The sequence below is a fragment of the Streptomyces sp. NPDC030245 genome (genome assembly GCF_055572995.1).
The window spans coordinates 51,005-63,277 of the sequence record NZ_JBVICF010000011.1 but is presented as its reverse complement, the minus strand read 5'-3'; the positions used below and the strand labels follow the sequence as shown (position 1 = coordinate 63,277).

14 protein-coding genes are annotated in these 12,273 nt (G+C 70.8%); 5 read left to right on the top strand and 9 right to left on the bottom strand.

Annotation, left to right across the window (positions count from 1 at the left end; translation table 11 throughout):
* Positions 1-3 precede the first annotated feature (3 nt).
* The 3 genes from ACZ4Z4_RS27425 to trhA form a co-directional block, all read right to left on the bottom strand.
* Positions 4-759 (bottom strand): Mut7-C RNAse domain-containing protein, encoded by a 756-nt coding sequence (locus ACZ4Z4_RS27425; protein WP_468332732.1) that lies wholly within the window; start codon positions 757-759, stop codon positions 4-6.
* A gap of 29 nt (positions 760-788) precedes the next feature.
* A complete protein-coding gene (locus tag ACZ4Z4_RS27420) occupies positions 789-1,424 on the bottom strand; it encodes a TetR/AcrR family transcriptional regulator (protein ID WP_468332729.1) in 636 nt (211 codons plus the stop codon).
* A 65-nt stretch (positions 1,425-1,489) separates the two neighbouring features.
* A complete protein-coding gene (gene trhA, locus ACZ4Z4_RS27415) occupies positions 1,490-2,227 on the bottom strand; it encodes a PAQR family membrane homeostasis protein TrhA (RefSeq protein WP_468332726.1) in 738 nt (245 codons plus the stop codon).
* A 296-nt stretch (positions 2,228-2,523) separates the two neighbouring features.
* Here trhA and ACZ4Z4_RS27410 point away from each other — a divergent pair, with 296 nt between their 5' ends.
* Positions 2,524-4,374: a phosphoenolpyruvate carboxykinase (GTP) gene (locus ACZ4Z4_RS27410; protein ID WP_468332723.1), complete on the top strand. Its 1,851-nt coding sequence runs from the start codon at positions 2,524-2,526 to the stop codon at positions 4,372-4,374.
* A 136-nt stretch (positions 4,375-4,510) separates the two neighbouring features.
* Here ACZ4Z4_RS27410 and ACZ4Z4_RS27405 read toward each other — a convergent pair whose 3' ends face one another.
* The gene (locus ACZ4Z4_RS27405) at positions 4,511-4,921 is read right to left on the bottom strand and encodes an SCO4983 family protein (RefSeq protein WP_398300656.1); all 411 of its coding nucleotides are present in this window, start codon (positions 4,919-4,921) and stop codon (positions 4,511-4,513) included.
* 117 nt (positions 4,922-5,038) lie between these two features.
* Positions 5,039-6,250: a pyridoxal phosphate-dependent aminotransferase gene (locus ACZ4Z4_RS27400; RefSeq protein ID WP_468332719.1), complete on the bottom strand. Its 1,212-nt coding sequence runs from the start codon at positions 6,248-6,250 to the stop codon at positions 5,039-5,041.
* A gap of 204 nt (positions 6,251-6,454) precedes the next feature.
* On the opposite strand from ACZ4Z4_RS27400, the gene ACZ4Z4_RS27395 reads away from it, so the two are divergent.
* Positions 6,455-7,312: a S1 family peptidase gene (locus ACZ4Z4_RS27395; protein ID WP_468332716.1), complete on the top strand. Its 858-nt coding sequence runs from the start codon at positions 6,455-6,457 to the stop codon at positions 7,310-7,312.
* A gap of 123 nt (positions 7,313-7,435) precedes the next feature.
* Here ACZ4Z4_RS27395 and ACZ4Z4_RS27390 read toward each other — a convergent pair whose 3' ends face one another.
* From ACZ4Z4_RS27390 to ACZ4Z4_RS27380, 3 genes are all read right to left on the bottom strand, one after another.
* Positions 7,436-7,834, bottom strand: coding sequence for a DUF2267 domain-containing protein (locus ACZ4Z4_RS27390; protein WP_468332713.1), 399 nt, complete (start codon positions 7,832-7,834; stop codon positions 7,436-7,438).
* 47 nt (positions 7,835-7,881) lie between these two features.
* Complete coding sequence (locus ACZ4Z4_RS27385; protein WP_468332710.1) at positions 7,882-8,301, bottom strand: Hsp20/alpha crystallin family protein; 420 nt, start codon at positions 8,299-8,301, stop codon at positions 7,882-7,884.
* 140 nt (positions 8,302-8,441) lie between these two features.
* The gene (locus ACZ4Z4_RS27380) at positions 8,442-8,819 is read right to left on the bottom strand and encodes a hypothetical protein (RefSeq protein WP_468332707.1); all 378 of its coding nucleotides are present in this window, start codon (positions 8,817-8,819) and stop codon (positions 8,442-8,444) included.
* A 273-nt stretch (positions 8,820-9,092) separates the two neighbouring features.
* On the opposite strand from ACZ4Z4_RS27380, the gene ACZ4Z4_RS27375 reads away from it, so the two are divergent.
* Together ACZ4Z4_RS27375 and ACZ4Z4_RS27370 are read left to right on the top strand one after the other, a co-directional pair.
* Entirely contained in the window at positions 9,093-9,440 is a 348-nt protein-coding gene (locus ACZ4Z4_RS27375) for a MerR family transcriptional regulator (RefSeq protein ID WP_468332705.1), read from the top strand.
* Positions 9,441-9,763: 323 nt separating this feature from the next.
* The gene (locus ACZ4Z4_RS27370) at positions 9,764-9,967 is read left to right on the top strand and encodes a cold-shock protein (RefSeq protein ID WP_468332702.1); all 204 of its coding nucleotides are present in this window, start codon (positions 9,764-9,766) and stop codon (positions 9,965-9,967) included.
* Between the two features lie 137 nt (positions 9,968-10,104).
* On the opposite strand, the gene ACZ4Z4_RS27365 is transcribed toward ACZ4Z4_RS27370, so the two are convergent.
* Complete coding sequence (locus tag ACZ4Z4_RS27365; protein ID WP_468332699.1) at positions 10,105-10,701, bottom strand: hypothetical protein; 597 nt, start codon at positions 10,699-10,701, stop codon at positions 10,105-10,107.
* Between the two features lie 110 nt (positions 10,702-10,811).
* Here ACZ4Z4_RS27365 and ACZ4Z4_RS27360 point away from each other — a divergent pair, with 110 nt between their 5' ends.
* Positions 10,812-12,254 carry a cellulase family glycosylhydrolase gene (locus ACZ4Z4_RS27360; RefSeq protein WP_468332696.1) on the top strand — a complete coding sequence of 481 codons (1,443 nt, stop codon included), beginning with the start codon at positions 10,812-10,814 and terminating at the stop codon, positions 12,252-12,254.
* Positions 12,255-12,273 lie beyond the last annotated feature (19 nt).

The following is a 12,273-nucleotide window of genomic DNA, read 5'->3' as shown; positions in this document are numbered from 1 at the left end:
CCCCTAGGCCGTACGGGCCGCGGGCCGGTTCTCCGGCGTGCCGAACTCCGCCATCGCCCGCTCCACGATGCCCTCCAGGCGGTCGTGGTGGGCGCCGCGCCAGAACACGCGGTCGCAGGACTCGCACTGGGCGAAGACGTCGTACGTGCCGCGGGTGCCGCCCTCCAGGAGGTCCGCGACCTCGTCCTTCGTGGCGGACCGGAGCGTGCCGTTGCAGGCGCTGCACCGGGTCCAGGGCCGCAGCTCGGGGGCGAAGCGGCCGAGGACGTCGCGGAGTTGGTCGTCGGGGCGGTCGCTGTAGACGTACGCGCCGGCCCACAGCTCGCGGCGGCGCAGCAGGCCGCGGTCGCGGCTCAGCAGGACGCGCCGCTCGGCCGCCGAGCGCGCGGCGAGGGCCGGGTCGCCGATGTCCGTGCTCTCGTACGCCGCGTCGACGCCGAGCAGCCGCAAGCGGCGGGCCAGCGTGCCCAGATGCACGTCGAGGAGGAAGCGGAGCGGGGCGCCCGGCACCGGCTGCGGGCGCGTCACCGCGCGCACGGTGACCGTCTCGCCCGCCGCGGGCACGTGCCCGGCGGCGACCCGGCGGCCGTCCACCACGAGCGCGCCGACCTCCGTCAGCGGGACGCCCAGCGACTCGACGACGTGGCCGAGCGTGGACACCCCGTCCGTGACGGCCGCGGTGGGTCCGCCCCGTCGCGCCTGCGGGACGAAAATCCCCAGCTCGGGGGCGAAACTGATGAGGATCTCCGGTCCGTTCATGCCGTCAGGATGGCATGCCGGACCGGGCGTCACCGGGGATTTTCCGCCTCGGGGAACCCGTGCGCCAGCATGTCGAGGGTCCGGTCCACGAGCACGGCCAGGTCGTCCTCGTGGTCGTGCTCCGCCCAGTACGCGGCGGTCTCGGTGAGCGCGCCGATCAGCGCCATGGCGAAGGTCCGCACCTCCAGCGCGTCCGGGTCCCGGCCGGTGCGCTCCGCCAGGACGCGGCGCAGGATGCCGCCGGTGACCGACATGCTCTCCAGCATCCGCGAGCGCACGGCGGGCACTTCGGTCATCAGCTTGGTCCGCAGCCGCGAGATCTCGGGCTCCTCCACGCGGCCGAGGCCGACGGCCCCGCGCAGCACGTGCCGCAGGGACTCCACGACCGGCTCGTCGGCGGGCCGCTCCCGCAACTCCTGCTCCAGGAGCGGGTCGACCTCGTCGGTGAGGACGATGTCCTCCTTGGTCGGGAAGTAGCGGAAGACGGTGGAGGGGGAGACCTCCGCGGCCTCCGCGATCTGCTCGACCGTCGTCGCCTCGTACCCCTGTGTCCGGATCAGCCGGTACGTCGCCTCACGGATCGCGAGGCGGGTCTTGAGCTTCTTGCGCTCACGGAGCCCCGGCCGGGGGGCGCCCGTGGGGGCGGGGATACGTGCGGCCGTCATGACCCCATTGTCGGGTGTGGCCGCGACTCGGGAGTCGCGGCCACTGGAGGGGGAGAGGGTGAACGTCAGCCGTGCTGGTAGGCCACCAGGGAGATGCCCACGTAGTGCACGGCGAAGGCGGCCAGGGTCAGCGAGTGGAAGACCTCGTGGAAGCCGAAGAAGCGGGGGGAGGGGTTCGGGCGCTTGATGCCGTAGATCACGCCGCCCACGCTGTAGAGCACGCCGCCGACGATGACCAGGACGAGCACCGCGATGCCGCCCGTGCGCATGAAGTCCGGCAGGAAGAAGACGGCGGCCCAGCCCATCGCGATGTAGCAGGGGGTGTAGAGCCAGCGGGGGGCGCCGACCCAGAAGACCCGGAAGGCGATACCGGCGACGGCCGCCCCCCAGATGCCCCACATCAGCCACCGCCCCTTCGCGTCGGGGAGGAGCAGCAGCGTCAGCGGGGTGTAGGTGCCCGCGATGATCAGGAAGATGTTCGAGTGGTCGAGCCGGCGCAGGACGGCGTCGGCTCTCGGGCTCCAGTTGCCCCGGTGGTAGAGCGCGCTCACGCCGAACAGCAGGCACGCGGTCAGGGCGAAGATGCCGCAGGCGAGCCGGCCGCGGGGGGAGTCCGCGAGCGCGGTGAGCGCCAGGCCCGCGACCACCACCGCGGGGAACATGCCCGCGTGCAGCCAGCCGCGCATCTTCGGCTTCACCGGGACCGGCATGGAGTCCGGTGACGGGACGAGCGAGGGGTTGTCGGAGTCGGCCGAGGTGTCGTCCGCGGAGTGCGGGATCGCTTCGGGGACGTGAGCGGTCATGGACCGCATCGTACCTACGGGCCCGTAAGTCCTGAATCAATCGGGGGGTTCCCGGCCTACGGGGGACGGTTTCACGCCAGAAAGGGACGGAACCGTGCCCTCGCGCCCGTACCCGTACAAGTGGCGATGCTCACGCCGCTCAGGTGTGAGGCCCTCTGGACAGATGCGCGCGGGCGTCGGATGATCAAATGAGTGCGGTCGGCACCGGATGAGCGCCAAAGTACGTACACGTGAAGCGTCCGGGTCGCAGCCCCCACGGGGCATACATTCCCAAAACCCCTCGATTAGGAGCAATCGTGGCGCGCGACATCGCGGCTCCCCTGCCGGCAGAGCCCCTGGGCACTGCCCCGACCAACCACCGGGAGCTCGTCTCCTGGGTCAACGAGATCGCCGAACTGACGCAGCCCGACCGTGTGGTCTGGTGCGACGGGTCCGAGGCCGAGTACGAGCGCCTGTGCGAGGAGCTCGTCGCCAAGGGCACGTTCAAGAAGCTGGACCCGATCAAGCGTCCGAACTCGTACTACGCGGCCTCCGACCCCACCGACGTCGCGCGCGTCGAGGACCGCACCTTCATCTGCTCCGAGAAGGAGGAGGACGCGGGCCCGACCAACCACTGGAAGGCCCCCGCGGAGATGCGGGAGATCTTCCGCGGCAAGGACGAGCAGGGCGGTGTCTTCCGCGGCTCCATGCGCGGCCGCACCATGTACGTCGTGCCCTTCTGCATGGGCCCGGTCGGCTCGCCGCTGTCCGCGATCGGCGTCGAGATCACCGACTCGGCGTACGTCGCCGTCTCCATGCGCACCATGACCCGAATGGGCCAGCACGTCCTGGACGAGCTCGGCGAGGACGGCTTCTTCGTGAAGGCCGTCCACACGCTCGGCGCGCCCCTCCAGGAGGGCGAGGCCGACGTCCCGTGGCCCTGCAACACCACGAAGTACATCTCGCACTTCCCCGAGGACCGCGAGATCTGGTCCTACGGCTCGGGCTACGGCGGCAACGCCCTGCTCGGCAAGAAGTGCTACGCCCTGCGCATCGCCTCCGTCATGGCCCGCGACGAGGGCTGGCTCGCCGAGCACATGCTGATCCTCAAGCTCACCCCGCCGCAGGGCGAGAGCAAGTACGTCGCCGCCGCGTTCCCGTCCGCCTGCGGCAAGACGAACCTCGCCATGCTGGAGCCGACGATCTCCGGCTGGACGGTGGAGACCATCGGCGACGACATCGCCTGGATGCGGTTCGGCGAGGACGGCCGGCTCTACGCGATCAACCCCGAGGCCGGCTTCTTCGGCGTCGCGCCCGGCACCGGCGAGCACACCAACGCCAACGCCATGAAGACCCTGTGGGGCAACTCCGTCTTCACGAACGTGGCGCTCACCGACGACGGCGACGTCTGGTGGGAGGGCATGACGGAGGAGACTCCCGCCCACCTCACCGACTGGAAGGGCAACGACTGGACCCCCGAGTCCGGCGTCCCCGCCGCCCACCCGAACGCCCGCTTCACCACGCCCGCCTCGCAGTGCCCGATCATCGCGCCCGAGTGGGAGGACCCCAAGGGCGTGCCGATCTCGGCGATCCTCTTCGGCGGCCGCCGCGCCTCGGCCGTGCCGCTGGTGACCGAGTCCTTCGACTGGCAGCACGGCGTCTTCCTCGGCGCGAACGTGGCGAGCGAGAAGACCGCAGCGGCCGAGGGCAAGGTCGGCGAACTGCGCCGCGACCCGTTCGCCATGCTGCCGTTCTGCGGCTACAACATGGGCGACTACATGGCCCACTGGGTCAAGGTCGGCGCCGACAAGGACCAGTCGAAGCTGCCGAAGATCTACTACGTCAACTGGTTCCGCAAGAACGCCGACGGCCAGTTCGTGTGGCCCGGCTTCGGTGAGAACTCCCGCGTCCTGAAGTGGATCGTGGAGCGCCTGGACGGCAGGGCCGAGGGCGTCGAGACCCCCATCGGCATCCTGCCGACGGTCGACTCGCTGGACACCGACGGCCTCGACCTGGCCAAGGACGACCTGGAGTTCCTGCTCACGGTCGACAAGGAGGTCTGGCGCGAGGAGGCCTCCCTGGTCCCCGAGCACCTCAACACCTTCGGCGACCACACGCCCACGGAGCTGTGGGACGAGTACCGCGCGCTGGTGAAGCGCCTCGGCTGACGCACCCGCACGTTCCGGAGGGGCCCCGCACAACGGCGTGCGGGGCCCCTCCGTGTGTCAAGGCGTCAGGGGAGGTGGCGTCCCTTGATTTGGTGGCGCCCGGTCCGCGGCCTTCCCGGCCGCGGACCGGGGCCGATCAGGGGGCGCCGACCAGGCGCGTGGCGTCCGCGTGGGCGTCCATGCGCCCGGCGGCCAGGATCGCCGCCGCGGTGTCGGCGCGGGAGGCCGCGACGACCAGGGCGCGGCCCGCGAGGGCGTGGGCGCGCTGGTGCAGGGCGGACAGGTGGGGCTCGTGTATCGCGGCGGCCACGGCGGAGCGGGGCGGGAGCGTGCCGCCGCGCAGGCGTGCCACCTGGTGCGCCAGCTGCTCGGCGGCGTCGTCCAGGTCGGCGGACGGGGTCAGGGCGCGCAGCTCGTCGGTGACGGCGAGGAGGGCGGCGAGGTGCCCGGCGAGCTGGATGTCCAGCTCCTCCTCGCGGGAGCGGTGGGGGTAGCCCGCGTCGTCGGCCATCGAGTGGACCGACTTGGTGCGGATCGGCTCATACATGGAACGGCCTCCAGACGGTTGCTTGAAAGCCATCCTAGCTTAGATCCTGTCTAAAGTTGAGTCGGTCCCAATGCCGGTCCCCATGCCGGTCCCGACATCGGCCCCCGGGGCGTGCGATCACGGCTGGCTGTAGCCGTCCAGGAAGGTGCCGATCCGGGTGACCGCCTCCGCCAGATCCGGCGCGGTCGGCAGCGTCACGACGCGGAAGTGGTCGGGCTCCGGCCAGTTGAAGCCCGTGCCGTGCACGACCATGATCTTCTCGGCCCGCAGCAGGTCGAGGACGAGCTGCCGGTCGTCCTTGATCTTGAAGACCTTCGGGTCGAGCCGCGGGAAGAGATAGAGCGAGCCCTTCGGCTTCACGCAGCTCACGCCGGGGATCTGCGTCAGCAGGTCGTACGCGGTGTCGCGCTGCTCCAGGAGCCGGCCGCCCGGCAGGACGAGGTCGTTGATCGTCTGCCGGCCGCTCAGCGCCGCGACGACGCCGTGCTGGCCCGGCATGTTCGCGCACAGGCGCATGTTGGCCAGGATCGTCAGGCCCTCGATGTACGAGGAGGCGTGCGCCTTCGGGCCCGAGATCGCCACCCAGCCGACGCGGTACCCCGCCACGCGGTACGCCTTCGACATGCCGTTGAACGTCAGGGTCAGCAGGTCGGGCGCGACGGCGGCGGTCGGCGTGTGCGTCGCGCCGTCGTAGAGGATCTTGTCGTAGATCTCGTCCGAGCAGACCAGGAGGTTGTGGCGGCGGGCGATGTCGGTCAGGCCGCGGAGCATCGCTTCGTCGTAGACCGCGCCGGTCGGGTTGTTCGGGTTGATGATCACGAGCGCCTTGGTGCGGTCGGTGATCCTGCGCTCGATGTCGGCGAGGTCCGGCATCCAGTCCGACTGCTCGTCGCAGCGGTAGTGCACGGCGGTGCCGCCGGAGAGGGAGACGGCCGCGGTCCACAGGGGGTAGTCCGGCGCCGGTACGAGGACCTCGTCGCCGTCGTCGAGCAGGCCCTGCATGGCCATCACGATGAGCTCGGAGACGCCGTTGCCGATGAAGACGTGCTCGACGTCGGTCTCGATGCCCAGGGTCTGGTTGTGCATGACGACCGCGCGGCGGGCGGCCAGGAGGCCCTTCGCGTCGCCGTAGCCGTGCGCGTCGCCGACGTTGCGGAGGATGTCCTCCAGGATCTCCGGCGGGCACTCGAAGCCGAAGGCCGCGGGGTTGCCGGTGTTCAGCTTGAGGATGCGGTGCCCGGCCGCCTCCAGCCGCATCGCCTCCTCGAGCACCGGGCCCCGGATCTCGTAACAGACGTTGGAGAGCTTCGTCGACTGGATGACCTGCATGTCCGCGAGCTTAAGGCCGGGTGGGACGGGCCGCTTCGTGTTTTCGGACACAGGAGGGGCGTGCGGGGGCGCTGGGGGAGTGTCCTGTGAGCGGTCGGTTGTGTCCGGTCGCGGTCTTGTCCTCGCACCCCGGGTACCTCAACAATGCGCATGACAAAACCGAAGGAACTTCGGTCACTCAGTCATTCAGAGGGGACCCCCCACATGAAGAAGCCTCTCGTCGGTGTGTGCTTCGCCGCTCTGATACTCGGAGCGACGGCGGCACCAGCGGCGGCCGTCGGCAACGAACCTCCCGCCGCGCCCAAGGTGAAGGCCAAGGCCGTCAACTTCGCGGGCACGGTGGCGCTCAGCAACTGTTCCGGGTCCGTGGTCCGCGTGCCGTCCTCGCAGCCCGGCGACCCGGCGCTCGTCCTGTCCAACGGGCACTGCCTGGAGGGCGGCTTCCCGGCGCCCGGCCAGGTCATCGTCAACAAGGCGTCGTCCCGCAGCTTCACCCTGCTCAACGCCTCCGGGGGCAACGCGGGGACGGTCCGGGCCAGCAAGATCGCGTACGGCACGATGACCGACACGGACATGTCGCTCTACCAACTCACCAGCACCTACCGCGACATCGAGAGCCGGTACGGCATCAAGGCGCTGGAGCTGAACGCGGCGCGCCCCGAGCAGGGCCGGGCGATCACCGTCGCGTCCGGTTACTGGAAGCGGCTGTACAAGTGCAACATCGACGGCTTCGCCTACCGCCTCAAGGAGGGGAGGTGGACCTGGAAGGACTCGGTCCGCTACACCCCGGCCTGCCAGACGATCGGCGGCACCTCGGGCTCCCCGGTGATCGACGACGCGACCGGCAAGGTCGTCGCCGTCAACAACACCGGCAACGAGAGCGGTGGCAGGTGCACGGACAACAACCCGTGCGAGGTGGACGAGAACGGCACGGTCACGGTCCGCGAGGGCATCAACTACGCGCAGCAGACCTACTGGATCGTGCCGTGCGTCGGCGCGGGCAACAAGATCGACCTGAGCCGTGCGGGCTGCCGGCTGCCGAAGCCGGCCGGGGTGAAGTAGCCACCGCCGCGGCACGGCAGGCCGCCGCGGACACGGCCGCGGGTGCCGCCCGGAAGCCCCGTTTCCGGGGTTCCCGGGCGGCACCCGCGCGTCAGGAGCTCAGGAGCTCAGGAGCTCGGGCCCTCAGGCGGCCGGGGCCAGCTCGGCCCTGCCGAACAGCAGCGCGTAGCCGGACGGCAGCAGGCAGAGCAGGCGGTCGACGAGGTCCGCGTCGACCGCCCGTGCCACGGCGGTCAGGACGGAGCTGACGTCCCATCGGGCGGTCGCCGGGGTGGCACCCGGCAGGCGCAGCGCCACGCTCTCGACGAACTCCGCGGCCGTCAGCGGCCGCGCGGCGGGAATCTGGTCGGCGACCAGCCGTGCCGCCTCCGGGGGCAACTGCCGCGCCAGGTCGACGCGTTCGTCACCGATCACGTGGCTGCCGAGGGCGGCCAGCACGACGCGCGTCACGCGCTCGGCCTCCGCGGTGCTCGCGTACTGGCCGGATTCCCTTACCGCCTCGATGAGTTCGCTCCACCCCATCGTGTCCTTCTCCTCCGTTTCGTCGATCGGTCGGGTCGGCTGTGCGGTCAGCCGTCGATCTGCTTGCGGTCGCTGCCGCCGCTGATGTGGATCTTCCGCGGCTTGGCCCGCTCGGCCACCGGGATGCGGAGCGTCAGGACGCCGGCCTCGTACGAGGCGTCGATCCGCTCCGTGTCCAGGGTGTCGCCGAGGAACAGCTGGCGGGCGTAGCTGCCGGTGGCCCGCTCGGCCGCGATCATCTCCACGCCCTCGGGGGCGGGGGAGCGGCGCTCGGCCCGTACGTTCAGGACGTGGCGCTCGACGTCCAGGTCGATCGACTCGGGGTCGACGCCCGGCAGGTCGAAGTGGACCACGAAGTCGTCGCCCTCTCGGTAGGCGTCCATCTGCATCCCGGCCGGGCGGGCGCTGCTGAAGACCTGCTGGGCGAGACGGTCGAACTCGCGGAAGGGGTCGGTACGCATGAGCATCACGGGTCACTCCTCTCGTCAGGTGCTGGGTGCGATGCCCTACGGTTTTCTATATAGCTCGGAGGAGAAAAATTGACAAGCCCCGACTCAGGTATGGGCTGAGGCGGGGCTTGTCCGGGCGGGTGTCGGCTGGTTTCGGATCAGCTGTCGGAGTAGCTGAGGTCTCCCACGGTCCAGGCGCTCACGTCCCGCAGGGCGATGCGGTACATCCCGCCGGTCTCGGGCAGGCCCAGGCTGCCCTGGAGGATCCGGGCCAGGTGGAAGTGCAGGTGGGTGGGCGGCTCGGCGTCCCGCGGCGGACCGGAGTCCGCTTCGGGCGTCACGAACGCGGAGGCGAAGGGCGCCAGCCGGTCGGAGTCCTTCAGGACTTCGGCGACACGGCGCCGCCACAGGGCTTCGGGGGCCAGTCGTCCGGTGATGACCGCGCCGGCGACGACCACGGTGAGGGACATCTGATTGCTGTGCTCGGACTCCACCAGGGCGGCGATGTCAACGAGCAGCTCGTCAGGCTTCGACATGACTGGTCAGCCTACCGACGTGGCGGGGCCGACGGGTGCCCGGATACCTCTTCCTCCACTTCCGAAAATCTGTCGCGGCTGGAATAGACATGCGTAAGTCCCGTTGTTAGAGTTCCTGGCATAGCCATACGAAGAGCAATGCCCGTACGTTCGACCGGGCGCCCATGCGGTAACAGATGTCCGGCCCGCGGGGCCGGTCGACGATGTGAATACCCCTCGGGGCCTGGTGCTGTACGGCACCAGGCCCCTCGACGCGTTCCAGCAGAGGTGCAAATGCCCCCAGAGAACCCCTCGCGCGGCAACGACAGGTTCGATGACGACGACTACCCCGCCTACACCATGGGCCGGGCCGCCGAGATGATCGGCGCCACGCCCGGCTTCCTCCGGGCGGTCGGCGAGGCCCGCCTGATCACGCCGCTGCGGTCCGAGGGCGGCCACCGCCGCTACTCCCGCTACCAGCTGCGCGTCGCGGCGCGCGCCCGTGAACTCGTCGACCAGGGCACGCCGATCGAGGCGGCCTGCCGCATCGTCATCCTCGAGGACCAGCTGGAGGACGCGCTGCGGATGAACGAGGAGCTGCGCCGTTCCGGCGCAGGCTCGGAGGGGGCGCCCGCGTCCTGAGGCCGGCCGCCTCCCGCTCGGCAAAGGGTGTCCCGCGCCGACCGCATATCTGTGACGGCAAATGCAGAATTTCGCGTGATGCGCGATGAGGGTTTATCGGCCGACCGGCGAGCGATATAGAAAACCCTGCGCGGAGATCGATGCCGTGCTAGTGTCGTTATCAGTTGCAGTTGTGGTTTCCAGAGACTCCAAGTGCTCCGCCGGTGATAGGTGCCGGCAGGAGCGCTTTGTATTGCCGGTCATTTCCGGACGGGGTAATCATCGCGGCGACGCGGAGTCCGCACAGTGCGGGCTCCTGGGCACTGCCCCGAAGGAGATATGACATGGCTGCTGGCACCGTGAAGTGGTTCAACTCGGAAAAGGGCTTCGGCTTCATCGAGCAGGAGGGTGGCGGCGCCGACGTCTTCGCCCACTACTCGAACATCGCCACCCAGGGCTTCCGTGAGCTGCAGGAGGGCCAGAAGGTGACCTTCGACGTCACGCAGGGCCAGAAGGGCCCGCAGGCCGAGAACATCGTTCCCGCCTGACGCTGAGGCTCACGCCCACGCGCATTTCGTAGCTGGGGCCCGCACCTTGAGTGCGGGCCCCAGCTCGTTGTGTTATGGGAAGTGCAACGCTTTTCGCCGGTCGAAACGGGAATGAATTCACCGGCAGCGGGGAATGCTTATTCATTCACCTCGGCCGTTCCGGTGATTGTCGGCGCCTCCCGGGAATTCCCCGCGGGGCACCACGCGCCGGCGCGCGGCGCGCGTGGTGTCGCGAGTGCCGCCGCGCCCGGCAGCCAGCCGAGGAGCAATCCCCACAGGGCGCCGAACAGGGCACCCGTCACCGGCAGCAGCAGCCAGCCCAAGGTGCCCGCCTCGATCATGCGGGCCGTGACCATGCCCCGCCACGTGCCCGCCACCGCCGCGCCCGCGATCAGCGCCGTCCAGCCCGCGAGCAGCCGGCGGCCCCGGCCCGCGCCGGGCCGCACGCGCAGGTGACGGCGCATGCGCGCGGTGGCCGCCGCGACCAGGAGCAGGGCCGCGAAGTCCTCGCAGAGCTGCCAGGACCAGTCCGTCGCGCCCAGCGGCGTCGCCCGCAGCCCCGGCAGCGCGAAGGGCACGCCGAGCGCGCTCGGCACGACAGAGAGGCCCGCCCGCGCCGTGCACGCGGTGAGCAGCGTGGCGCTGCCGTGCGCCAGGACGAGCAGCAGACAGACGCAGGCCACCACGGCCGTGGCGTCCGCCCGGGCCCGCAACGCGTCGATCGACGTCCGCATGGCGCGCCACTGTAGGCCGCCCCGGCCGCCGCCGACAGGGGCACGGCCGAAGAAAGTGAACAATGCTCAGGTCTGTTGCGGCGGGGGTCGCGCGATCTACCATCCGGGCCATGAAGTCCCCCGCCGCGTGGCGCAGTTGGGCGGTCGGTGCGGTGGTCCTCGCCGTCGCCGCCGCGCTGCTGGTCGCCGTGGGGCCACAGGGCGCGGGGGCGGGCCGCGCCGACACCGCGAGCGGCCACCGGTGGATCACCGACCGGCAGGGGCGCGCCCTGGTCCTGCGCGGGCTGTCCACTGCGAGCAGCGCCAAGCAGGCGGCGGACGGCATGCCGTGGATCGCGGAGAAGGACGTCGCACGGGAACGGCGTGAGCTGGGCACGAACTTCGTCCGCTTCCTCCTCCAGTGGCGCAAGGTCGAGCCGGCCCCGGGGACGTACGACAGGACGTATCTGAAGCGGGTCGCCGAGCGGGTGCGGTGGTACGGCGAGCGGGGCTACCACGTCCTGCTCGACATGCACCAGGACCTGTACGGGCCGCGCGTCGGCGGCAACGGCGCCCCCGCGTGGGCCACGGAGACGGACGGTCTGACGTCCGCCCCCACCGACCCCTGGGAACTCGGCTACGCCGAGCCCGGGACCGTCCGCGCCTTCGACCGTTTCTGGGGGACGGTCGAAGGCGGCGGGCGTGATCTGCGCAAGCACTACGTCGGCGCCCTGCGGGAGGTGGCCCGGTACTTCGCCGGCGACGACACCGTCATCGGGTACGACCTGATGAACGAGCCGTGGGGCGGCAGCGTGCAGGGCCCCGCGTTCGAGTCGGGGCCGCTGGCCCGGCTCTACCAGGACGGCATCGACGCCATCCGCACCGTCGACCGCGACCACTGGATCTTCGTCGAACCGTCCGCCATCGGCGCCAACTGGGGCTTCGCCACCGGGCTTCCGCGCCTCGACGACCCACGGGGCGACGGCGACGCGGCGCGCATCGCGTACGCGCCCCACCTCTACCCCCTCCCCATGGACCTCGGCGGCGGCTACACCGGCGACACCAAGGGGCGGGTCGACGCGTCCCTGCGGGCGTGGCGCGAGCAGACGGAGAGGACCGCGCGGCGGCTCGGGGCGCCCGTGGTCATCGGCGAGTTCGGGCTCGACGTGGGGCTGCCGGGGGCCATGGAGTACGTCGAGAAGGTGCAGCGGATGGCCGACGACATGGGGGCGGGGTTCGCGTACTGGTCCAACGACCCCGGGACCTGGGCCCCTTGGGACGCCGAAATGCGGCCGACCGCGCTGCTGCCCGTCCTCGACCGGCCCTACCCGCGCGCCGTCGCGGGGGACCCGGTCGCCTACCGGTGGGACGGGGCGCGGAAGACACTGACGGTGAGCTGGCGGGGCGAGGCGGGCGTGCGGGGCGGCACGGAGGTGTATCTGCCGGCGCGGCACTTTCCCGCGGGGGCCCGGGTCGAGGGCGGTGAACGGCAGTCGTGGCAGCCCGAATCCCGGACGCTCACGCTCCGTTCGGGACCGGGTGTCCACTCTGTCCGCATCACACCCCGTGGGTGAAAGGGAAGGGTTCCACCCC